We start from the raw sequence: 20,964 nt of genomic DNA, 5'->3' as shown, positions 1-20,964 counted from the left end.
CCCGGAAACGGTGGAGGGCTCCCACCTCACCACGGCCGCGCCGCGGTTGTTACGGTGCTGCCCGTGCAGTTCCTCGACGCCCTGACCGCCGCCCTGCCGCCGGGCCGGATCGTCCTCGACCCCGACGTGGTGGCCGCCCACTCCCGCGACCAGGCCGCCTGGGCGCCGCAGGGCAAGGCCGCCGCGCTGGTCAGACCCGAGGACGCCGAGCAGGTGCGCCGGGTCGTGGCGGTCTGCGCCGAGCACCGGGTGCCGGTCGTGCCGCGCGGTGCGGGCACCGGCCTGTCCGGCGGGGCGAACGCCGTGGACGGCTGCGTGCTGCTGGCACTCGACGGCATGGACCGAATCCTGGAGATCGATCCCGGCGAGCAGCTCGCGGTCGTCCAGCCGGGGGTGGTCAACGACCGGCTGCGGGCCGTGGCGGCCGAGCACGGCCTGTGGTACCCGCCCGACCCGGCCAGTTCCCCGTGGTCCACGATCGGCGGGAACGCGGCCACCAACGCGGGCGGCGTCTGCTGCGTGAAATACGGCGTGACCCGCGACTACGTGCTCGGCCTGCAGGTCGTCACCGGAACCGGCGACCTGGTGCGGGTCGGCCGCAGGACCAGGAAGGGCGTGGCCGGGTACGACCTGGCCGGGCTGTTCGTCGGCTCCGAGGGCACGCTGGGCGTGATCACCGAGATCACCGTACGGCTGCTGCGGCTGCCCGGGAGCCCGCCGAAGACGATCGTGGGCGCGTTCGGCTCGCTGGTGGCCGCGGGACGGGCCGTTGCCGCCGCGGCCGCGTCCGGCATCACGCCGAGCGCGCTGGAGCTGGTCGACCGCTACTGCCTGCGGGCCGTGGACGACTGGAAGAACATGGGCCTGGCCGACCTGGGCGACGTGCTGCTGCTCGGCCGCGTCGACACCGGGGACGAGGCGGAGGCGGCCGCGCTGCAGGCGTGCTTCGACGAGGCGGGCGCCGTCTTCAGCACCCGCTCGACGGACGCGGAGGAGGCGGAGGCGCTGTTCTCCGCCCGCCGGCTGGCCTACCCGGCGCTGGAACGGCTGGGGCCGGTGCTGACCGAGGACGTGTGCGTGCCGCGCGGGCTGGTGCCGGAGATGCTGGCCCGGATCGAGGGGCATGCCCGTACGCATGACGTACACATCGCCAACATCGCGCACGCGGGCGACGGCAACCTGCACCCGCTGATCGTCGTCCCCGCCGGGGACGAGGAGGCGCGTGCCCGGGCGCAGTCGGCGTTCGAGGCGATCCTGGACGACGCGATCGCGCTCGGCGGCACCGTCACCGGCGAGCACGGCGTGGGCCTGCTGAAGAAGCGCGGCATGCATGCCGAGCTGGGCGAGGACGTGCTGGCACTGCACCGCGCGATCAAGTCGGCCCTGGACCCGGCCGGGGTACTCAACCCCGGAAAGGTCATCTGAGGAGAGCGTGGCACATGCCCCGCCGAGGCCCACGGTCGCCACGTCGAGACGTCCGCTGACCTTCAGAAGGCCGGGATCTCATCAGGGACGAGGTTCGCCTGGCGAAAGAGACCGTACAAGTCGGTCTCGCCCCAGAACTCGACAATCTTGCCACTTCGAAGTCGGTATGACTTGATCCCCGTCATGGTCAAGTCCCTCCCCGTGCGGTCGTGCGTGTAGGTCAGCGTGAAGGCCACGGTCACCCGGTCCTCGGCCGCGAAGAGATCGTCGATGCGTACGCGGCAGTTCGACAATCCGGGGGTCAGAATCGCCCCTTCGGGGTGATGCCGTCCTCGCACGTGCCGGCCGGCGCCGTGGATGAGCACATCCTCCGCTACCAGATCCTCAAGGTCGGCCACCTGGCGTGTCTCGAAGATCCGGAGATAGCGACGGACTACCTCGGCATTGCGCCGGGCGCTCGAATCGGTTGCGTCAGGCATGTGACTACCCTATTCATCCGGCGTGGGAAAGGGCCGCGGGACGGCAGGGACTGGGTGGCGTCACACCGGCGGACGGCAGCGGCGGGCGCCGGTGACTCCACCGGTTCCCGGCGGGTCCCGGCGCTGCCTGGCTAGGCCGCGTCCACGCAGCGGACCGTGACCACCGCGAAGAACACCAGCGTGCGCGGATCCTGGGAGACCACCGACTCGAACACGTCGCACTCGGTGAACCCGTGCTTCAGCGCGTTCAGCCTGGCGGAGCTCTCGGCGTCGGCGAGCGCGGCGTCCTCGTCGAGGTTCTCGGCGAACCCGTTGAACAGGGCGCCGGCCTGCACGGTCGCGCCGGCGGAGGCGGGCAGCGCGGCGACGGCGGCGCCGGCACCGGTCAGCGTCACCGCCGCCAGCGCGACCAGCAGCTTCTTCATCCGGTAGGTCATGGGATCTCCTCGTGGCTCGATCAGTGGGCCTACATCCCATGGGCGTGCCATCCCGTTCCACCGCCGTGCCCGCGGATCCGGATCAGCTCCGTGCGCGCCGTCCCACGGACCCGCCGCCGGCGGATCGACCGTGATGATCCGGACCTACCGCTCGGCGAACAGCCGCGCGACGAGCTCGCCCCGGCTGGAGACCCCCGTCTTGCCGAAGACGGCCTTGAGGTGACCGCGGACGGTGTGCGGGGAGAGGAACAGCGCCGCGGCGATCTCGGCGGTGGGCAGCCCTTGCGCGACGAGCCGGGCGATCTCGAGCTCGCGCGGCGTCAGCCCGTACGCCTGGGTGACGATGACCGCCAGGTCAGCGGGGGCCGCCGGCTCGATGACGAGCGCCGCCGGGCCCGGCCGCCCACCCGGGCCGGTGAGGCAGGAGGCGTGGCAGGTCAGCCACTGGCCGTCGACGGTGCGGATGCGTACCCGGGCGGTGCCGCGATCGCGGCCGCGGGAGATGGCCCGCGCCTGCAGGGCCGTGCCGACCACCCAGATGGGCAGGCTCAGCCCCAGCGCCGACGGCACGGACGGGCCGTCCGGCAGCAGCGCGAGATAGTGGCGCGCCTCCTCGTTGATGGACGTGGCCTCGCCGTACTCGTCGAACAGCAGCAGCCCGGGAGCCGACGCGCGGGTCGCGCCGCCCGGCGCGGCGGGACGGGCGAACCGGCGCAGCCGGTCGGCCAGCGGCGCGGACAGACCGGCGAGCAGCGCGACCTCGTCCGGGCCGAACGCCGCGCCCGGCCGTATCCGGAAGAGGCTGACCACACCCCACGGCCGGTCACCGGTCCGCAGCACGGCACGCAGCTCGTCGTCCACGCCCTGGGCCCCCAGCAGGCGGCGGAAGCGGGCACTGCGCGCGGGCAGGTCGCCGGTGGCCGCGCGCAGACCGGCCGCGGGGACGGCGGCCCGCGCCAGGTCCCGGAACGCCAGGACGTTCTCCTCCAAGAGCTCGCTCTCCCAGTAGGCGCCGCAGCGTTCGCGGGAGCCGAGGTTGTCCACCAGCATGGGCGCGGTGACGAGGCCGGTCTCGGGGTCCGTGGCGGTCCACACGGCCGCGTCGTACGGAATGAGCCGCCGCAGCCTGTCCGAGGCGCGGCTGAACAGCTCCAGCGCGTCGCCGGCGCGCTCGGCGGCGGACATCACCTCGGCATGGCGGCGCCGCTCGGTCACCAGGGCTCCCTCCTGTGCTTCGTAGACCGGTGAGCCTGCCCGATCTTCCGCCCGGCGCCAACCCCCCGTTTGAGGGGGATCACCGCCCGGCGATCGCCCGATGCGGGGGATGGGGATCGGCCGCGGTGATCGGAAGGCTCAAGACCTCAGGACACGCTACGAGAGGATAGACATGGACATCGCCATCGTCGGCGGGGGCGCCGCCGCCGTCGCGCTGCTGGACCGGCTGGCCGCCACCGCCCCGGGGTCCGGTGGCGTCACCGTGTTCGAGCCGTCGGCGCACCTGTGGCGAGGCCGCCCGTACGCGCCCGACCTGGACTCGGTACTGGTCAACTCCCCGCCCGCCCTCATGTCGATCCGCCCGGCGGACTTCGGCCACTACGCGGCCTGGCTGGGCGAGCGTGGCCCGGCCCACCTCGACGCCCTGCTGGGACAGCCGCTGGTCCCCCGCGCGGTCTACGGCGGCTACCTGGCGCGGACCGCCGAGACGGCCCTGGCCACGCTGCGCGGCCGCGGGTGGCACGTGGACGTGGTCCCCGCCCGCGTCACGGCGCTGGCCGGCTGGGGGGAGCGGGCGGCGCTGCGCACCGAGGACGGGCAGGCGCGCGAAGCCGATCACGTGGTCCTGTGCGTGGGCGCCGGGACACCCCGGGACCTCTACGATCTCGGCGGCGTCCCCGGTTTCGTGGCCGATCCGTACCCGCTGGCGCGCACGCTGGAGCGGGTGGCCGCGGGGAGCGCCGTGGCGGTCGTCGGCAGCGGGCTGACCGCGGTCGACATCGTCGTCTCGCTCGCCGCGCGCGGCCACACGGGCCCGATCAGGCTGGTGTCGCGCAGCGGCCTGCTGCCGTACGTCTGGCAGCGTCCCCTCGGCCACCAGCCGCGGCACGTGACCGCCGAGCGGGTGGCGGCGCTGCACCGCGAACACGGCGCCGTCACGCTGGACGACCTCGTCCGGCTGCTGCGCGCCGAGCTGGCCGAGGCGGGTGAGGACTTCGACGACTTCGCGGCCGGCGTGCTGGCGGCCCCGTCCGAGGATCCCGTCCGGCGGTTGCGGCGGGAGCTCGCCGCCGTCGGCGATCCCGACATCGGCCGCCGCGTCCTGCAGTCGGCCGCGCACAGTGTCGGCCCGTACGCCTGGCGGCTGCTGCCCGAGGCCGACCGCGTCCGGCTGCGGCGCCACTTCCGGCCGGCGACCAGCCTGGCCTCGCCGATGGTGCCGGTGAACGCCTCCATCCTGATGAGGTTGTTCGACAGCGGGCAGCTCACCATGGCCAGGGGCGTGCGCGAGATCGAAGCGGCGCGGGGGCGGTTCCGGGTGCGCTGCGACGACGGTACGTGGGACGCGGACGTCGTCGTCAACGCCGTGAACCCGCCGCCCGGGTCGGTGCCGCCCGCGGCCGCGTCCCTGGCCGGCTCCCTGGTGGCGGGTGGCCTGGCGGCGCCGCACCCCGCCGGCGGGCTGGTGCCGGCCGATCCGCGCCTGCACGTGGTCGGCGACCTGGCCGGCGGCGGCTCGTTCATCACCGCGAGCATCCCGGGCGTCGCCGCCCAGGCAGCCCTGGCCGCTCAAGCCGCACTCGCGCCCCGCTGAGCCACCTGCGAGGGACCCAGGAGGGCACGCACCGAGAGACCTTCTCGTCCGGGTCGCCGGCAGGCGGGGGACGGTCTCGATCGACGCATCGGCTGAGCGGGTCGGCGCGGCAGGGCGGTGACGAGCCGCCGGGCGAGGCGAGCGGGGACACCCTCTTGCCAGGATCCTCTGCGCGAATTACGGTCGGGTCCGTTATCTACAAGTGCGGAGGTCTCCATGCGTGTCATCCTGGTAGCGCTACTCGTCGCCTTATCCATCTCATCTCCGGCCCGGGCCGAATCGACAGCGTCCCCACCCACGGGATGCGGCTTCCAGACCCTCGGCACGCTGCCCCTCACCGGCGCCACCACCGCGGGCACCGCCCTGGACGCCCGGTACCCGCAGGGCCCGCGCGTCTACTCCGTCACCTCCAGCGCCTCCGGCCCGGCGCTGCTGGGGATCAGGGACGCGCGGGACGGCCGCTTGATCGGCGAGCGGCCGCTGCCCCTGGCGCTGGGCTCGTGGGCCGTGACCGTGGCCCCCGACCACTCCGTCTACGTGGGGAGCTACAACGCCACAGCCGGGGCCATGGGCCGTCTCTTCCGCTACAGCCCGGCCACCGACCAGGTGAGCGAGCTGGGCATTCCCATCGCGACCGAGACGTTCGTCTGGACGGTGGCCGCCACCCCCGACGGATCCGCCGTCTACGGCGGCACCTCGCCGTCGGGCAAGCTCTTCCGGTACGACACCGCGACCGGCCGGAGCACCGACCTGGGCAGCCCCGTCCCCGGCGACCAGTTCGTGAGAGACCTCGCCGTCGGCGAGGACGGCACCGTGTACGCCGGCGTCGGCGCGCTCAGCATGAAGGTCGCGGTGCTGACCCGCGAGGGGACGGTCGAGCGGGTGATCGACCCGCCCGTCCAGGGCAACGGCTACGCGTACGACGTGGACGTGGCGGGCCGTTACCTGCTGGTCCGCTTCGTCACCTCCACGGGCGCCAACCCGATGGGCGTGTACGACCTGGTCACGAGCAGATGGAAGGACGTCGTCGAGGACGTCGACAGCCTGACCGTCGGAGGCGGCCGCCTCGGCGCCGACCTCTACCTGTTCCAGAACGACGAGCTCGTCAAGTACGACCTCAGGTCCGGAAAGATCACGAAGCTGGGCTTCAAGGACTATGGTGACGGCGCGGCCCGCCCCCTCGGCTGGGTCGGTCACACGCTCGTCGGCACCAGCTCGACGGGCCGCATCTGGCACTTCGACCGCAAGAAGGGCCAGGGCGAGCTGCTCGACGCGACCCTGACCGGCCAGCACGTCAGCATCCGTTCCCTGGGCACGGGGCCGGACGGCCGCGTCTACGCCGGCGGCTTCTTCGCCGGCGGCCTGGCGGCCTACGATCCCGCCGACGGGCAGACGCAGAACTGGCCGGACGTCGGCCAGAGCGAGGGCATCGTCACCCACAAGGGCAAGCTCTACCTGGGCGTCTATCCGGGAGCCCGCATCTACGAGTTCGACGGGAACGCGCCCCGGCTGCTGCTCGACCTCGGCGGGCAGGAACAGGACCGCCCGTTCGCGATGATCTCGGCCGGCGACTGGCTCGCCTTCGGCACGGTGCCCAAGTCGGGCACGCTGGGCGGCGCGCTCGGCCTGCTCGATCCCGCCACCGGCCGGTCGGTGATCAGGCGGAACATCGTCCCCGGCCACAGTGTCGTGGGCCTGGCCTACCGCGACGGCGTGATCTACGGCGCCACCTCCGCCTTCGGCGGCACCGCCACTCCGCAGGGCGAGGCGGCGGCGTTCGCGTACGACGTCGCCACGGACTCCGTGCTGTGGCGGACCACCCCGGTCGCCGGCGACCTGGCACTCGGCTCGATCGCCTTCGACGGCGCGGGGCGGCTGTGGGGGCTGACCCCGGACACGTTGTTCGAGCTCGACCCGGCGACCGGGCGGACGGTCCGGTCGGTCAAGCACCAGACCTACCCGTGGGCCACCGCCACGCAGGTCTGGCTCGACACCAACCTGGTGTTCCACCAGGGGTTCCTCTGGGGCAAGGTGCAGGGGAAGGCGTACCGGATAGATCCGGGGACGATGGCGCTCACGCTCATCGCCCGCCCGATCTCCAACCTCCTCCTCGGCCCTGACGGCCACCTCTACCTGTCACGCTTCGAGAACTTCTACACCTACCGGATCTGCTGACGGGTCAGCCGGAACAGGCGTGGCCCCTCGGCGAAGTAGACGTCTCCGGACCCGTGCACCGCGAGCTGGTGCACGGGTCCCTCTTTCACCACGGCGTGCCGTCCGGTCAGCGGGTTCAGGGAGAAGACGTATTGGCCGGCGTGCGCTCCGTACAGGGTCAGGTCGCGCCGGTTGAAGGTGAGCTGTCCGCTCGCACTCTTGCTGTCCGACAGCGTGACGCGCCGGGTCACCTTGCGGGCCGTCGTGCTGATGGAGAACACCTCGCCACCCGCGATGCCCCACAGCCGGCCCAGCGCGTCGAACGTCAGCGCCGGGACGGCCGGCTTGCCGGGGGCGGGGACGAGCTCCCACAGCAGCCGGTTCTCCTTCACCGACCAGGCGAACACCTTGGCTTCCGGCTGCGTGGGCGGCGTGGCGGACTGGCCGCTGTAGATGGAGGTGCCGCCGTACAGCACGCCGTCGCGGTAGGCGAGCGAGACGATGCTCTGGTCCTTGACCACGTTACGCTCGGCGTGCTTGAGCGCCCCCGTACGCGGGTCCCAGATCGCCAGCACGCCACCCAGATGCCCCAGGTCGGGCATGGTGCCGGCGGCGAGGTAGCGGCCCGCCGAGGCCAGCGCCCGCGGGCGGATCTGGTGGTCGGAGGCGAGGTCGAACAGCCGGGCGGGGTTCGGCGCAGGGCCGGGCTCCGGGCTGGGGGAGTACTCGGTGCTGTGCCACGGCAGCTCGGGGTCGTACGCGTAGACCCTGGCCTCCGGGTAGGCGCCGACGTAGAGCTTGCCGTCGTGCGCGGTCATGTCCTCGCTCTGGGAGAACGTGTGGAACTCGGCCCGCTCGCCGGTCGCCGGGTCCAGCGCGGCGAAGCCGCCGTTGAGGAACCCTCCGGCGTACATGCGCCGGTCGGGGCCCTCCGCGAGGGCGGTCACGTCAATGGGCTCACCCCTGACGCCCGTCTGCACGAACGACTTGGCCCCGGTCTGCGGGTTGTAGCGGAACATCAGGCCGCGCCAGAGCAGGCCGACGACGCTCTTGCCCGGATAGTCCGGCAGGCCCAGCTCCGCCCAGCCGATGCCGCGCGTGTTGGCGACGCGGCCCGTGATCGGCACCCCCGTCCCCGTGGTGGTCTTCGTCCTCGCGTCGTAGCGGACGAGCTCGCCGTCCCTGACCAGGTAGACGGCGCCGTCCTGGTCGGGGGGCGAGACGTCCAGGCCGTGCGCGGACTCCAGGACGTCGCTCCACCGTCCGGCGGCGATGTCCCACACGTGCAGCGGCCCGGGGGACGCGCCGCCGTAGCGCACGTAGAGATGACCGGCGGCCACGTTCACGTCGTAGGCCCACTTGCCCGCGGGATCCAGGCCGTCGGGCACGGGGAGTTGCCGGGCCGCGCCGGAGACCGCGTCGATCTCGAAGACGGCGGCCGGGGCCTCGGTACCCGCGTAGATCTTCCCGTCGGCATAGGCGACACTGCGGACGTAGGCGTGGGACGACGAGAGCCGGCCGTAGTCGCGCACCCCCGTCGCGGGGTCGTAGGCGAACAGGCGGCCGCCGGGCGAGGTGCCCCCGTAGACCGTGGCGCCTTCGCCCGCGGCCACGGACCAGATGAAGTTCTCCGAGGCCAGGGGCCGGCCGAGGTCCGTGACCCCGCCGCCGTCCGTCCAGCGGTAGAGGCGGCCGTCTCCGTACGTGCCCGCGTACACGCTGCCGTCAGGGGTGGCCTCCAGGGCCCACGAACCGCCTGCGCCCGGCAGGTCGTACCTGGCCTTCTCGGCGCCTGTGGCGGGGTCGACGGCGTTGAGGTGAGCGGGATCGCCGGAGGAGGCGCCCCACAGGACGGTCTCGCCGCCCGGCCCCGCCGCCACGACGCCGCCGATCAGCAGCACGTCCTCGAGGGGGATGCCCAGGTCCTCGATCCGGCGGGCGGACGCGTCCGCCGGAGCCGCGACGGTGAACGCGGCGAGCACGGCAGCCAGCCCGGCCGCTAACGATCGTTCGATTAAGGTCATGACCGAAATCTTGAAACGCGCGCCATGTCGCGTCAAGAGGGCATTACGGTAAAGGCCGAAACGAAAGGTCGTTCGCGCCGGACGGCCGCCTCGTCGTGACCTTCGGCGGCACCCCGTGACGATCCCGCCGTAACCGGTCCCGCCGTAACCGGTCCCGCCGCGTCCGTCTGGACGCGGCGGGGAACCGGCGGGCCGGGTCAGGAACGCCGGATCGCGACGACGTCGAGCTCCAGCCTCACCTCGGGGCCGACCATGACCGCGGTCGCCGCGTTCCAGTTCACGCCCCAGTCCATGCGGTTGACCGTGACGCCGCCCCGGAAGGCGACCTGGTCGCCCCGCGCGCCGGTCAGCTCGAAGTCGACGGTGACCGGCCTGGTCACGCCGCGGATGGTCAGGTCACCGGTCATCCTGAAGCGGGTGTCGCCGGCCCGCTCCACCCCGGCCGAGACGAAGGTCACGGTCGGGTGGTCGTCCAGGCCCAGGAACCGGCGGCGCAGGTGCTCGTCGCGCCGCCGGTTGCGCGTCTGGATGCTCCTCGCCCGCACCGTCAGCTCGGCGCTCGACCTCGACGGGTCGTCGCCGTCCAGATGGACGTGGCCCTCGAACGCGTCGAAGTGCCCGCGCACCCTGGTGGCCATCGTGTGCCGGGCGACGAAGCCGATCCGGGTGCGGGCGGTGTCGAGGACGTAGTCGCCGGTCAGTGCGCTGAGAGGGGTCGTGGTCGTCATGGCTCGCTCGCTCCTGGAAGGGAAGGGGTTACGCGGTCCCGCTGCCAGTACGACGACGTGACCCGGCAGAATGTCAGCTTCCCGCGTCGCATCACATTCCGGGTGGCTGTCTCGTCGGGTGTGATGAGGGCAGCCACGTGAAGAAGGAAGGCCGGCGACAAGCATGACCACGAGAACCGAGCCAGGAGACGGCCAGGTCGATCCGGCTCTGAGCGCGATCATGAGTGAGCGCCGGCAGCTGATCAACCTGGCGTACCGCCTCCTGGGCTCCCTGGCGGAGGCCGAGGACGTCGTGCAGGAGACGTACGCCCGCTGGTACGCCATGTCGCGGCAGCAGCAGGAGGCCATCGAGACCCCCGGCGCCTGGCTGACGACGGTCGCCAGCCGGATCTGCCTCGACCTGCTCGGCTCGGCCCGGGTCCGTCGGGAGCGCTACGTGGGCGAGTGGGTCCCGGAGCCGGTGCCGGATCGTACGGAGTGGACGAGACCCGAGGGAGACCCCGCAGACCGCGTCACCCTCGACGAGTCGATCAACATGGCCTTCCTGGTCGTGCTCGAATCGATGAACCCGGCCGAACGGGTCGCGTTCATCCTGCACGACGTCTTCCGCTACTCCTTCGCCGAGGTGTCCGAGATCGTCGGCCGCACGCCGGGCGCCTGCCGCCGGCTGGCCTCGGTGGCCCGCCGCCGCATCCGGGAGGCCCAGGCCCCCGCGACGCCGAACGCCCGGCAGGTCGGCATCGTCCGGGACTTCAAGCGGGCCTGGGAGAGCAGGGACATCGACGCCCTCGTCGGCCTGCTCGCCCCCGACGTCACGGGGATCGCCGACGGCGGCGGCGTGGGCGGGACCATTCGCCGCCCGATCGTCGGCGCTGCGCGGCTCGCGCGCTTCCTGGTCAAGGGCTTCGAGAAGGTGCCCGGCCTGGCGCTCCTGGAGCGCACGGTCAACGGCCAGCCCGGTCTGGTGGTCCAGCAGGACGGCGTCACCGTGGGGGTGATGGCCTTCGACCTCGCGGACGACCGCATCACGCACGTGTGGGCGGTGTCGAACCCCGACAAGCTCCGCCCCTGGACGGCTGACTGACCCGCGGGGCCCGAGGCCGTCACGGCCCTGCCAGGGGGATGATCCTGCGGAACTTGCCGTCGCCGCCGGACTGCCCGGTGGCTCCTCGGCGCGCTCCAGCGTGACGTGCTCGGTGAGCGCCCGGCCGGCTCGCTCTCGACCGCCTGCCAGACGCGGTCGGCGTCGGCCCCGGGGCGCAGGCGTACCCGCAGGGTGGCGGGGCGCCCGGATCGCGAGCAGGGGGCTGCCGCACGGGGTAGGGGTCGGGACGGAGCCCTCCCGGCAGGCCGCCGCCGGGGCCGGGGCCGGTGAGCGGGTCAGCCGAGCTTGCGCAGCAGGTCGGAGAGCTCGACCGGCATGGTGATCATGCAGTCGTGGCCGGTCTCCAGCTCCCACACCTGCGCCGGGCTGCCGTTCGGCTGGATCGGCGGGACGGGCCGCCGGGTGATGCCCTCCGGTACGCCGGCCACGCAGTGGATGTGCGTCCGCGGGATCGTGTTCGCCGCCGGGTTGTCCAGCCGGACCGGTTGCTGGAGGCAGCGCACCGGCTGATCCGACAACAGCGTGCGCAGCCAGGCGGCGTCCGCCGGGTCGGTGACCCCGAACAGGCCCACGGGCGGCGGCAACTCGGGCAGCGGCGGGATCCGCCAGCCGGCGCCGGATCCGGCGGCGCGGTCGATCAGGGCCTGCGTCATGGGCTGGACGTCGACCGCGGTCTCGCCGTCCTCCGGCACCATCGCGTCGAGGTAGACCAGGTGGGCGATGCGATCCGGGACCTGGTGGGCCACCGACGAGATCACGAGCCCGGCGTAGCTGTGTCCCACGAGGATCACGTCGGTGAGGTCTTCGCCGGTGATCAGCCCGACGATGTCGCCGACGTGCGTGTCGAGCCCGACGTCGGGGCCGAGCAGGTGGGCCTTGTCGCCGTAGCCGGTCAGCGACGGGGCGAGCACCCGATGCCCGGCCGACGCCAGCAGCGGGACCACCCGCTCCCAGCACTGTCCGCTGTGCCAGGCGCCGTGTACCAGCAAATATGTTGACATGGTGTAGCTCCTTGGTGGGGTAACTCGTGCTGAAGGTGAGGTTTCCGCTCACGTTCAGCCGGAGCCAGAGCCCCCGCGATCCTGGGGGTGACAGGACCAGGCACGTACGAAGTCGCGCAACCTACAGTGGAGACATGAGGGACGAATCCAACCTTTTGGGCGATTACGTACGCGCCCGCCGTGAGCTCGTCACCCCTGAACAGGCCGGAATCCCCGTTCTGGGAGCGCGGCGCGTGCCGGGCCTGCGCCGGGAAGAGGTCGCGATGCTCGCCGGCATCAGCGCCGACTACTACCTGCGCCTGGAGCAGGGCCGCGACCGCAACCCCTCCGCGCAGGTCCTCGAGTCCCTCGCCCGCGTGCTGCGGCTCGACGACGACGCGACGGCGTACCTGCTGCGGCTCGGCGCCGGCAGGCCACGGCGGCCGCGGCGCCGGCCCCGGAAGGAGACCGTCCCTCCCGGCACCGCCAAGCTCGTCGCCACGCTCCCGCTGCCCGCGTACGTCGAGGGCCGCTACTTCGACGTCCTGGCCGCCAACGCCCTGGCGACCGCGCTGTCCCCGCGCCTCGCGGTGGGGGGCAACCGCCTGCGGGACGTGTTCCTCGACCCCGCCGAACAGGCCCTCTTCCCGGACTGGGAGGACGCCGCAGCGGGCATGGTCGCGGGCTTCCGCGAGTCCGTCGGCACCGACACGGACGACCCCCGATTCATCGAGCTCGTCGGCGAGCTCTCCCTCGTCAGCCCCCGCTTCAGCCGGCTCTGGGCCCGCCACGACGTGAACACGTGCGAAGGCGCACCCAAGCACATCGACCACCCCCAGGTCGGCAGCCTGCGGCTGAACCGGGAGAGGCTGGGCGTCAACGGCACGGCCGGCCAGACGCTCGTCGTCCTCCACCCGGACCCCGGCACCGACACCGCCGACAAACTGGCCCTCCTCGCCTCCGTCACGCAGACGGCACCGGCCGCCGGCACCGCGCGCATCGACCGCTGATCAGGAGGCGGCGACGACCGGGCGGCGCGAGGCGGAGCGGGTGGCCGTCTGGGCCAGGAGCGCGCCGGACAGCAGGATCAACCCGCCGACGATCTGGAACCCGCTCAGCGTCTCCCCGACCAGCCCCCAGGCCACCAGCGCCCCGCCGACGACCTCCAGCGACGCCACGGTGGCCCCCACGGCGGCCGACAGCCGCCGCACGGCGTGCACCCCCAGGATGTACGCCACCACGGTCGCGATCAGCACCATCCACAGGTACGCCACCAGCACGGGCAACCGCCGGCCATCCGCGGCGGGGGCGACGGACACCGAGAACGCCTCCCACCGGATGTCCCAGGGCCGCGCGAACGGGATCAGCACCACGGCCGCCCCCGTCATCCCCCAGGCGATGAGCCCAGCGGGTCCACGTCGGCCCCGAAGCTATCGTTCATCAGGAAATATCCGGCCGAGCACGCCCCCGCCAGCAACCCCAGCACCAGACCCAGCGCGTCGAGCCGTACCTCCTGCCACACCTCGGCGACGATCCCGAGGCCCACGACCGCGACGACCGCCCCGACGTACGCGGCCGGCGCGAGCCGCACCTTGCGTACGAGCCGGACCCACGCCACCACCATCACCGGCGCCATGTACACCAGCAGCAACGCGATCCCCACCGGCAACCGCGTGATCGCCACGAAGTACAGCGACTGCACCCCGGCCACCGCCATCACCGCGTAGAGCCCGAAGAACGGCAACCTGGAGCGGGAGATCCGCAACGCCCGCGGCCTGGTCACGGCGAGCACGGCCACCAGCAGCAGCCCCGCCCCCGCCATCCGCGCCCACACGGCCTCGAACGGCGTCAGCCCGGCGGTGATGAGGTATTTGGCCATCGGCCCCGAGAACGCGAAACACGACGAAGACATGAACGCGAGCGCGAGCCCCGCATACCTCATCCCACACCACCTGCACCGTCATCACCGTCCAGCAGGTTTGACGCTGACATGTCCAACCTTCGGCACGCAACGGGATAAATCCGGCCGGAGTCGTGGCGTCACCCGATCCGCTGGAGGGCCCGCTCGCGGCGTGCCGCCACGCCGGAGCCGGACTCCCCGCGCGCCATCCGGCGCAGCAGCACCGGGGCGAGCAGGAGGCCGAGCACCGCCCAGGCGCCCAGCACGCCGACGGTCTCCAGGTGCCGCCAGGACTCGCCGATCTCGACCGCGGCCGCCGAGTCCGGGAGCAGGGCCGAGCGCACGCCGAGGCCCATCCAGTAGATCGGGAAGATCTGGGCGATCGCCTGCAGCCATTCGGGCAGGGCGGTGATCGGGTAGAAGATGCCGGAGATGCCGATCACGGCGAGGAACGGCAGCTGGATGAGCCCCTGGGCGCGTGCGCTGGCGAACGCCGAGCCCAGGACCGCGCCGAGGGGCAGGGTCGCGAGCAGGCCCAGCGCCAGCACCCAGGCCAGGGCCGGCCAGGAGCCCAGCCCGATCGCCAGCCCTTCGACGATGAGCAGGCCGGGCACGAGGAAGATGGCAAGATCGGCGACCAGGCCGCCGGAGACCGAGATCACCTTGCCCACGAGGTAGGCGGGCATGCCGTGCGGGGTCGCCTTGGCACGCAGCAGGGTGCCGTCCTCGCGGTCGGCGGTCAGCTGCTGGCTCATGCTGATCATGACGGTCGCGGCGTTCATGCCGAGGATGCTGGGCAGGGCCAGCGCGCCGAGCAGCAGCCCACTGGTTCCGAACGACATGTCGCGGATGAAGAACATGACGGCCAGCATCAGTCCCGGCCAGAGGAAGTGGGAGAACAGCTCGGCGCCGTTGGTGAACGACTGGCGCAGCTCGATCAGGCCGCGGGACCAGCCCGCGCGCAGTGTCGCCGTGGCGGGGTTCATCGGAGGGCGTCCTCGGGGGTCTCGGCCTGGCGGACCAGGGTGAGGTAGGTCTGTTCCAGGGAGGCCCGGTGGATCTCCAGCTCCTGGACGTCGTCGCCGAAGCGGGTGAACAGCTCCCGGGCGAAGCGGGTGGAGTCGCCGGTCGTCTCGACGAAGCGCTGACCGCCCCGCGACCAGCGCACCTCGTCCAGGCCGGCGATCCGCCGAGCCAGCTCGGCGGCGGTGCCGTCGGCGATGATCCGGCCGCCGTCGAGGACGAGGATGCGGTCGGCGAGCTTCTCGGCCTCGTCCAGGTCGTGGGTGGTGAGCAGGACGGTGGTCTGCCCGGCGCCCACCAGGCGGCGCATCAGGTCGTGGAACTCGCGTCTGGCCTGCGGGTCGAACGCCGCGGTCGGCTCGTCGAGGAACAGCAGCTCGGGCCGGCCCACGAGGCCGATCGCCACGTCCAGCCGGCGCCGCTGGCCGCCCGAGAGGGTCCTGAGCTTCTTCCCGGCGTGCTCGGTGAGGCCGACCGTCTCGATCAGCTCGTCCGGGTTCCAGGGCCGCGGGATCTCCGGGGTGGCATAGGGGGCGTAGTAGGTGCCGAGGTGGGCGAGGAACTCGCGTACGCGCCATTTGCCATGGTCGCGCCAGGACTGCAGCACGACTCCGAGCCGGGCCCGCCACCGCTCGTCCCCGTGCTCGGGGTCGGTGCCGAGCACCTCGACCCGGCCCTGCGAGCGGGTACGGAAGCCCTCCAGGATCTCGATCGTGGTGGTCTTGCCCGCTCCGTTCGGCCCGAGCAGGGCCAGCACCTCGCCATGGTGGGCCCGGAAGGTGACATCGTGCAGCACGTCGGCCGAGCCGTAGCGCATGCGCAGCCCGTCGACGTCGAGCGCGACCTGCTCGCTGCTCGTCATGAGATGACCTCTCTTCGTGATCGGACGCCCTCGCGAAGGGGAGACATGCCGGTGGGATCCGGCGCGAGGGCATGACATGTCGCCGCCCGGGGATCACATGGGGGACGGCGAGCGGGGGATCAGGCGCGGCTGCGGTGGGCCGGATTCACCAGCTGTCGTGGGCGAGCGTCCGCCGGGCGCGTGCCATGAGGTCCACGCGGTCGACACCGGCCAGGGCGAGCGCCCGCGGGACCGTGCCGTGCTCGGTGTCCAGGATGCCGAGCAGCAGATGCGCGGGGCGGAGGTCCTTCTTGCCGGTGGCGGCGGCGAATCCGCGTTCGATCGCGAGCCGGGCCGAGGCGCCGATCTTGGGTGGCTTGGGGTCGCGGCCGGGCGCCGGAAGGGTGAAGGACGAGAGGGACACGCCGACCGCGTTCAGGCTGTGCTCGAACTCCCGGGCGAGCGCGTCGCTGATCGCCTGCCGCCCGAGCCCCGCGCCGGCCAGCACGCGATGGGCGGCGGTGCCCTCGTGGGCGGCGATCGCCAGCAGAAGGTGGTGGGCCTCGGTCGCCGCGGAGCCGTCCTCCCGCGCCTGCGCCGCACCCTCCTCCAGGATCGCGTTGATGTAGTGGTCGATCGCGCTCACTGGCGCCTCCTCAGCGTGACGCCGGCGGCGATGAGCCGCTTGGCGTGCTTCTTGTGGACCGCCTGACGGGTGACGCCGAGGGACTCGGCGACGTCGGGCCAGCTCCAGCCCGCGCGCATGGCCTGCTCCACCGCCGCGTCCTCCAGCCGGTCGGCCAGGCGCCGCAACGCCACGACGGCCGCCAGCGCGTCGGCCGGGTCCTCGGGAACGGATGGGTCTTCTGCCGGCATGCAAGCAACCCTAGTTGACTAATTCCGGGATAGTCAACTCAAGTTGCTTACGGCGGCTCTCGGCGGTGAAGTGCCGTATGTCACAGTCCGAGGCGTCCGTCTCGTCCTTGGAGCATGAGTCATAACCGGAAAGGCGATCCCGCCCCCGCCGACGCGCACCCTCGAACCGGCCGGCCCGGCGACGGCGGCGGGAAGGTCAACGCCGCCCGCCGGCCCGTCCACGGCGCCGAACAGGTCGCCCGCTTCGTGCTCGGCCTCATGGGCAAGGCCGGACCCGGCCACGTCCTCACTCCGGTCGCCGTCAACGGCGTTCTCGGCGTGGCCGGCCATGTTCACGGCAGGCTCGACACGGTCGTCTCGTTCACGGTCGCCGGCGGGCTGGTCCATCGGATCGACTTCGTCCGCGCCCCGGACAAGCTGCGGCTCCGGCTTTGCCACTCAGAAAAGTAAAGCCTGGGCGATGTCCCTAAAATCGTGAAATCCGGGGAAGGATCGTTATACCCGCCTGGTTCCTCTACATATTGGCCTAATAAGAGGTCACTATTCATGGGAGGAACCATGATGATCAAGCAGTACCTCGGATTGCTGGGATTCCGGCAGCCGTACCCCGACCCCCGGTCGCCCAGTGGTGGTTCGGACAGCAGCCGCAGCTCGCGCCGACGGAGGCGTCGCCGCTGAGAGCTGTGAGCCGACCACAACCGAACAGTACGACGTGGCCAGAGGGCGGCGTGAGCGCAGTGTCTGAACGCTCGACGCCGCCCTCTGGCGTTCCCGTCCTGTAGGGTTCCGGCAGGTTACTGCGAACTACTTGCAACAGCAGAGGATGCGGATGCCGGACTCCACCTCGTCCATTCGGCGGTCGTTGTTCCTGCATGCGCCGATCCGGCGGGGCCCGCGCGTGGTGCTGCGGCAGATGCTCGAGCTCGTCGACGACGACACCCCACCGGACGGCCCGGACGGTCCCGTCGCCGTGCTGGAGCGGCGGCTGGCGCACCTGCTCGGCAAGCAGGCGGCGCTGTTCCTCCCCAGCGGGACGATGGCCCAGCAGGTGGCGCTGCGCGTACACGCCGACCGGCGGGGGCGCCGCGCCTTCGCCGCCCACCCGCAGTCGCATCTGGACGTGTGGGAGGAGCAGGGCTACAACGCCGTGCACGGGCTGTGGCTGCGCCGCACCGGCGACCCGCACGAGCTGATGACGGCCGGCGACCTCGCGGCAGCCGCCGGTGAGCCGCTCGCGGCGGCCGTCTGGGAGCTGCCGCAGCGCGACCTCGGCGGCCTGCTCCCCGATTGGGCGGAGCTGTGCGAGCAGGTCGGGCTCGTACGGGCCACCGGCGCCGCCGCGCACCTGGACGGCGCCCGGCTGTGGGAGGCCCAGACCTACTACCGGCGGCCCTTCGACGAGATCGCGGCCCTGTTCGACACGGTGTACGTCTCGCTCTACAAGAGCCTGCAGGGGGTGCGCGGTGCCGTGCTCGCCGCCGACACCGAGACCGTCCAGGCCGCTCAGGTGTGGCGCCAGCGGCTCGGCGGCGGCATCCGCGACGCCTGGCCGCTCGCCCTGGCCGCCCTGGTGCACCTCGACACCCTGGCCGAGCGCATGCCCGCCTACCGCGAGCACGCGATCGCCATCGCGGCCGCGATCAACGCCGACGGCGCCGCCCGCGTCCATCCCGACCCGCCGCAGACCCCGATGTTCCACATCCACCTGCCGGCCCCCAAGCGGGCCGTCGAGCGGGCCGGCGCGGAGCTCCTCGCCGAGCACGGCATCCAGCTGTGGGGCCGGGTGCGGACCGTCCCGGATCCCTCGCGGTGCAGCTTCGAGGTCAGCGTCGGCGAGAACGCCATGGAGTTCACCCCCGACGAGGTGGCCGCCCTCCTCCGCGACCTGCTGACCCGGGCCGGGCCAGGCTGACCGGCGGATCCTCCACCGCCCTGCACCGCCACCCGCCGAGGCGCGTCCTCCGCGGCCCCGGTCCCGTCGAGGACCCGGGGCCTCCCGGGGTCAGGTCGGCGGGGGCGTCCAGAGGCGGGCGGGCAGGGCCGTCTCGCGGTGCTTCCCGTCGCCGTCGGGCTCGACGAACCACGCGTTCCTGCCGGGCAGGACGGCGAGCGCCTCGTGGAAGCGGGTGCCGACGAAGTGGAGGGCGACGCCGTCCTCGGTGGCGTACCCGGCGGGGAGCGTCCCCTCGCCGACGAACCGGCGGAAACTGGCCCGCCGGGGCTGGTCGGCCAGGTCGTCGTGAACCCCGTTGCTGAACGGCAGGAAGCCCAGGCCGTCGTCGACGGCGTCGAGGTCGTCGCCGTAGGAGTCGCTCACCCCGCCCACGTGCCAGCACAGGCTGCCCGCGCTCTGACCGGCCAGCACCACACCCCTCTCCCAGCACTCACGCAGGATCGCGTCGAGCCGATGCGCGCGCCACACCGCCAGCAGGTTGATCACGCTGCCGCCGGACACGAAGATCACGTCCTGGGCCAGCAGGTGGGCCCGCACATCGGGAACGTTCGGCTGCGTGAACAGCCGCAGGTGGGACAGCTCCGCCTCGCCGAACGAGCCAGCCCGCGCGTACCAGCCCTCGATGAGCTCCCGCGAGTCACCGGCCGCCGTGGCGACGAGGCACACCCGGGGCCTGCGTACGTCGGCCAGCCGCATCGCCTGCCAGATCTGCACGCCCGGGTGCCGGAACCCTTCAGGGGGATACAGGACACCGGAGCAGGCCAGGATCTGAGGTTCTCTGATCATGGGCACCCATCCTCCGGCCCGGCGAGGCGCGGCCGCAAGGTCGCCGCGTACAGCCAAGATGATCAGTCAGGCCTGCTCCGGCCTCCGCCGAGCGCCAAAATGGCTCGGTGATTAGCGGAAGGCAACCTTACGCTCCGGACGTTTTCGAAACTCATTGCCGCACTTTGCGTTCCGGAGAAATGTCATTTCATAACCCGGGATTATCCTGGAGTTACCGAGGATATTTCGAGCGTTGGCTTTCAGGTCGGCGTCGCCCCCGGCGATAGACGATGGGCCCTGGAAGGGGCCGGGCAGGCCAACGATCATGAATCTTCTGACGAATCCCGCGCCGCTGAGCGCCGTTGGTGCACCGCCCGAGACCGACTCCCAGGTTCGCCTCTGGCTGGATCCTCTCGTTGACCGGCAGGGTGCCAGGGACGGGGTGTGGTGGCCGCACTCCTGCGACGCCGCCGCCGAGTTGCCGGGTCTCATCGCCGCGGTCGACCAGCGGTTGAGCCAGGTCGTGCTGCGCATCGGCCTGGATGCCGACACCTGGGCCGACATCCCGTACCGTGTTCCCGCCCGGGGCAGGGAGGTCGCGGTGGAGTGCTTGCTCGCCGCCGATCCTCACCTGGTCGTCCTGGCCTTCGCCGACGCCGAGCCCATCACGCTCCTGGTGGTGCCGCCCTGCATCGGGCCCGCGCGCTCGCACGACGCGAACGCGCCCGCCGAATCGGCCACCGGCACGCCCGAGGCCGACGCCTTCGCCGACTGGGAGAACGAGCGTGAACACCACATCGGGGTGAGCTCGCCGCTCGATCAGCCGGAACCCGCGTCCCTGCACCGATCCGAGAGCCGCACGATGGTCATCGACGCTTACCCGCTCGGCACAGCCGACCGGTCGAGGCCGACCACCGTCGGCCTGTCCGGCGAGATCGACATCTCCACCAGCCCGGCGCTGCGCTCGCGCCTGGAGGACGTCCTGAAGTCCAGCACGCCGCTGCTCGTCCTGAACCTGTCCGCGGTGTCCTTCTGCGACGCCTCCGGCTTGGGCGTCATCGTGAACATGCAGCGGCATGCCCGGCTCATGGGCATCACCGTGGCGCTGGCGGAACCCCGCCCGTTCATGACCAGGCTGCTGCACATCACCGGCCTGGACCGCAGCCTGCCCATGGTGTAGCCCGGTTGCCCAGGGGGCGCCTGATCGTGCCCGGCGCCCTCTCAGGCGGGGGCCGCGACGCCTTGGCGCAGGTCGCTGGGCGCGCTCTCGCTGGTGAAGACGAACCCGAGGCCGTCGACCGTGACCTTGGCGATCTGCCCCGGCCGGAGGTCACCGTAGAGGATCTTCTCCGACAGCGAGTCCTCCAGCTCGCGCTGGATGGTCCGGCGCAGCGGCCGGGCGCCCATGACGGGGTCGTAACCCCGGTCGGCCAGCAGCTGCTTGGCCTCGGGCGAGACCTCGAG

Annotated in this window: 21 protein-coding genes and 1 pseudogene; 8 read left to right on the top strand and 14 right to left on the bottom strand. The window is 72.3% G+C overall.

Features of this window, described 5'->3' with window-relative positions; translation table 11 throughout:
* Nucleotides 1–63 precede the first annotated feature (63 nt).
* Entirely contained in the window at nt 64–1,425 is a 1,362-nt protein-coding gene (locus tag AB0J69_RS24555) for an FAD-linked oxidase C-terminal domain-containing protein (protein ID WP_364121371.1), read from the top strand.
* Nucleotides 1,426–1,487: 62 nt separating this feature from the next.
* Here the strand turns inward: AB0J69_RS24555 and AB0J69_RS24550 are convergent, their stop codons facing one another.
* From AB0J69_RS24550 to AB0J69_RS24540, 3 genes are all read right to left on the bottom strand, one after another.
* Entirely contained in the window at nt 1,488–1,904 is a 417-nt protein-coding gene (locus AB0J69_RS24550; protein WP_364121368.1) for a nuclear transport factor 2 family protein, read from the bottom strand.
* A gap of 131 nt (nt 1,905–2,035) precedes the next feature.
* On the bottom strand, nt 2,036–2,341 hold the full coding sequence (locus tag AB0J69_RS24545) for a hypothetical protein (protein ID WP_364121366.1): 306 nt from the start codon (nt 2,339–2,341) through the stop codon (nt 2,036–2,038).
* A 144-nt stretch (nt 2,342–2,485) separates the two neighbouring features.
* Nucleotides 2,486–3,556, bottom strand: coding sequence for a helix-turn-helix transcriptional regulator (locus tag AB0J69_RS24540; RefSeq protein WP_364121363.1), 1,071 nt, complete (start codon nt 3,554–3,556; stop codon nt 2,486–2,488).
* A gap of 172 nt (nt 3,557–3,728) precedes the next feature.
* Between AB0J69_RS24540 and AB0J69_RS24535 the strand changes: the two genes are divergently transcribed.
* Nucleotides 3,729–5,150 (top strand): FAD/NAD(P)-binding protein, encoded by a 1,422-nt coding sequence (locus AB0J69_RS24535; RefSeq protein ID WP_364121360.1) that lies wholly within the window; start codon nt 3,729–3,731, stop codon nt 5,148–5,150.
* 216 nt (nt 5,151–5,366) lie between these two features.
* Nucleotides 5,367–7,325, top strand: coding sequence for a WD40 repeat domain-containing protein (locus tag AB0J69_RS24530; RefSeq protein ID WP_364121357.1), 1,959 nt, complete (start codon nt 5,367–5,369; stop codon nt 7,323–7,325).
* Here AB0J69_RS24530 and AB0J69_RS24525 read toward each other — a convergent pair.
* The gene (locus tag AB0J69_RS24525; RefSeq protein WP_364121354.1) at nt 7,310–9,328 is read right to left on the bottom strand and encodes a hypothetical protein; all 2,019 of its coding nucleotides are present in this window, start codon (nt 9,326–9,328) and stop codon (nt 7,310–7,312) included. The two genes, AB0J69_RS24530 and AB0J69_RS24525, sit on opposite strands and share 16 nt — an antisense overlap.
* 197 nt (nt 9,329–9,525) lie before the next feature.
* On the bottom strand, nt 9,526–10,056 hold the full coding sequence (locus tag AB0J69_RS24520) for a YceI family protein (protein WP_364121351.1): 531 nt from the start codon (nt 10,054–10,056) through the stop codon (nt 9,526–9,528).
* 163 nt (nt 10,057–10,219) lie between these two features.
* Here AB0J69_RS24520 and sigJ point away from each other — a divergent pair, with 163 nt between their 5' ends.
* Nucleotides 10,220–11,140, top strand: a complete 921-nt coding sequence (sigJ, locus tag AB0J69_RS24515; protein WP_364121348.1) for an RNA polymerase sigma factor SigJ — start codon at nt 10,220–10,222, stop codon at nt 11,138–11,140.
* Between the two features lie 296 nt (nt 11,141–11,436).
* Here the strand turns inward: sigJ and AB0J69_RS24510 are convergent, their stop codons facing one another.
* On the bottom strand, nt 11,437–12,162 hold the full coding sequence (locus AB0J69_RS24510; protein WP_364121345.1) for an alpha/beta hydrolase: 726 nt from the start codon (nt 12,160–12,162) through the stop codon (nt 11,437–11,439).
* Nucleotides 12,163–12,296: 134 nt separating this feature from the next.
* Between AB0J69_RS24510 and AB0J69_RS24505 the strand changes: the two genes are divergently transcribed.
* Complete coding sequence (locus tag AB0J69_RS24505) at nt 12,297–13,151, top strand: helix-turn-helix transcriptional regulator (protein WP_364121342.1); 855 nt, start codon at nt 12,297–12,299, stop codon at nt 13,149–13,151.
* On the opposite strand, the gene AB0J69_RS24500 is transcribed toward AB0J69_RS24505, so the two are convergent.
* From AB0J69_RS24500 to AB0J69_RS24475, 6 genes are all read right to left on the bottom strand, one after another.
* Complete coding sequence (locus tag AB0J69_RS24500) at nt 13,152–13,529, bottom strand: EamA family transporter (RefSeq protein ID WP_364121339.1); 378 nt, start codon at nt 13,527–13,529, stop codon at nt 13,152–13,154. It abuts the gene before it with no gap.
* The gene (locus AB0J69_RS24495) at nt 13,526–14,083 is read right to left on the bottom strand and encodes an EamA family transporter (RefSeq protein ID WP_364121336.1); all 558 of its coding nucleotides are present in this window, start codon (nt 14,081–14,083) and stop codon (nt 13,526–13,528) included. The genes AB0J69_RS24500 and AB0J69_RS24495 overlap by 4 nt, the downstream gene beginning before the upstream one ends.
* A gap of 98 nt (nt 14,084–14,181) precedes the next feature.
* Nucleotides 14,182–15,027 carry an ABC transporter permease gene (locus AB0J69_RS24490; RefSeq protein ID WP_364121333.1) on the bottom strand — a complete coding sequence of 282 codons (846 nt, stop codon included), beginning with the start codon at nt 15,025–15,027 and terminating at the stop codon, nt 14,182–14,184.
* Nucleotides 15,024–15,926 carry an ABC transporter ATP-binding protein gene (locus tag AB0J69_RS24485; protein ID WP_364121330.1) on the bottom strand — a complete coding sequence of 301 codons (903 nt, stop codon included), beginning with the start codon at nt 15,924–15,926 and terminating at the stop codon, nt 15,024–15,026. The genes AB0J69_RS24490 and AB0J69_RS24485 overlap by 4 nt, the downstream gene beginning before the upstream one ends.
* Nucleotides 15,927–16,071: 145 nt before the next feature.
* On the bottom strand, nt 16,072–16,551 hold the full coding sequence (locus AB0J69_RS24480; protein ID WP_364121327.1) for a Clp protease N-terminal domain-containing protein: 480 nt from the start codon (nt 16,549–16,551) through the stop codon (nt 16,072–16,074).
* Nucleotides 16,548–16,781: a hypothetical protein gene (locus tag AB0J69_RS24475; RefSeq protein ID WP_364121324.1), complete on the bottom strand. Its 234-nt coding sequence runs from the start codon at nt 16,779–16,781 to the stop codon at nt 16,548–16,550. Before AB0J69_RS24475 ends, AB0J69_RS24480 begins: the two co-directional genes overlap by 4 nt.
* A 114-nt stretch (nt 16,782–16,895) precedes the next feature.
* Between AB0J69_RS24475 and AB0J69_RS24470 the strand changes: the two genes are divergently transcribed.
* Nucleotides 16,896–17,231, top strand: a complete 336-nt coding sequence (locus tag AB0J69_RS24470; RefSeq protein WP_364121322.1) for a hypothetical protein — start codon at nt 16,896–16,898, stop codon at nt 17,229–17,231.
* A gap of 379 nt (nt 17,232–17,610) precedes the next feature.
* A complete protein-coding gene (locus AB0J69_RS24465; protein WP_364121319.1) occupies nt 17,611–18,693 on the top strand; it encodes a beta-eliminating lyase-related protein in 1,083 nt (360 codons plus the stop codon).
* Between the two features lie 90 nt (nt 18,694–18,783).
* Here AB0J69_RS24465 and AB0J69_RS24460 read toward each other — a convergent pair whose 3' ends face one another.
* Nucleotides 18,784–19,521: a peptidase E gene (locus AB0J69_RS24460; protein WP_364121316.1), complete on the bottom strand. Its 738-nt coding sequence runs from the start codon at nt 19,519–19,521 to the stop codon at nt 18,784–18,786.
* Between the two features lie 304 nt (nt 19,522–19,825).
* Between AB0J69_RS24460 and AB0J69_RS24455 the strand changes: the two genes are divergently transcribed.
* A complete protein-coding gene (locus AB0J69_RS24455) occupies nt 19,826–20,680 on the top strand; it encodes an STAS domain-containing protein (RefSeq protein ID WP_364121314.1) in 855 nt (284 codons plus the stop codon).
* A 41-nt stretch (nt 20,681–20,721) separates the two neighbouring features.
* Here the strand turns inward: AB0J69_RS24455 and AB0J69_RS24450 are convergent.
* Nucleotides 20,722–20,964, bottom strand: a pseudogene (locus AB0J69_RS24450) (ATP-dependent Clp protease ATP-binding subunit ClpC); the annotation flags it as partial.

Origin of the sequence: Nonomuraea sp. NPDC049709, assembly GCF_040674815.1 — a bacterium.
Classification (GTDB): Bacteria; Actinomycetota; Actinomycetes; order Streptosporangiales; family Streptosporangiaceae; genus Nonomuraea.
Note: the sequence above shows the minus strand (reverse complement) of the source record. Positions and strands in the feature narration are given on the sequence as shown.